This window comes from Sphingobacterium sp. FBM7-1, assembly GCF_020687765.1.
GTDB lineage: Bacteria > Bacteroidota > Bacteroidia > Sphingobacteriales > Sphingobacteriaceae > Sphingobacterium.
The window spans coordinates 1-1,151 of record NZ_JAJEWJ010000021.1; the positions used below are offsets into that span (position 1 = coordinate 1).

Consider the following 1,151-nt stretch of genomic DNA (forward strand, 5'->3'; position numbering starts at 1 on the left):
CTGCCACCCCGACAAAAGCCACTGATAATCAGTGGCTTTTTCTTTTTTCGGACACATTTCGGACAAATTATATCTGAATATTGATTATTCAATAACCTAAGCAAAGTTAAGTTAAGCTAGAAGAATAACCCTTCTTAAAGAATGATTGGAACATAATGCTTGTTTCTATAGAGCGTGAAAAGTTCATCTTATTCTTATAAAAAATCAAGAGGGCTAGGAGTCTTTTGCTTGTCTATGTCAGTGATATGAGTGTAGATCATAGTCGTTTTTATATTTTCATGACCCAATAACTCTTTTACAATTCGGATATCGATACCTGATTGGATTAAATGTGTGGCATAAGAATGTCGCAATGTATGTACAGAGCCTTCCGACTGAACATTTGCTTTGATCAATGCTTTTTTCAGAATCAACTGTACACTTCGTTCGCTATACTTGCCACCCCTCTCACCTTCGAAGAGGTACTCCTTTGGCTTGAATGCTTGATAATAATGTCTCAAAGTCGCCAGCAATTTGTCTGGTAATGATACAATCCGATCTTTATTACCTTTGCTTTGATGGATTCTGATAATTCCATCGGAAGATTTTATGTCTTTGATTTTGAGATTCAACAGTTCGCTAAGACGTAGTCCACAACTATAGATTGTCATCAGAATAGCCTTGTGTTTTAGATTTTGAGTGTTATCGAGAATATTTCTTACTTCTTCTTTTGAAAAGAATTTAGGTAATTTAGAAAATGATCGTTTCGGGTATAAGTAATCCAGTTGGATTTTTTTGTCCAATATCAGTTCGTACATCTTCTTGATTGCGCCCACTAATCCTTTTTGATAGGAAACACTAATTTTCCCATTTTGAACTTTTTCGTTTATAAACGCCTCAATATCTGACAGTGGAATTTCTTCAAGGGAGGGATATTTGCTAACATGTTTAAGAAATATACTAGCGTAATCCTTGTACGATCTAATGGTATTGCCAGCATATCTCTGCATCAGCAATCTCTTTTCGAAGGTTTCAAGTATGATTTCGCTATTCATATCAGGGAAATAGTATTTTATAATATTTTGTTTCGCTATTTGTGCGGTTTTATTTTTTAAATACAAATATATCAATATCTTATGTAGAAAGAAAAGTCAAATAACGAAACACGTATA

General features: G+C 34.0%; 1 protein-coding gene. It reads right to left on the reverse strand.

All coding sequences use genetic code 11. The annotated features are described in order from the left end of the window. Positions 1-194: 194 nt before the first annotated feature. Entirely contained in the window at positions 195-1,034 is an 840-nt protein-coding gene (locus LKO28_RS15335) for a tyrosine-type recombinase/integrase (protein ID WP_039990626.1), read from the reverse strand. Positions 1,035-1,151: the final 117 nt, after the last annotated feature.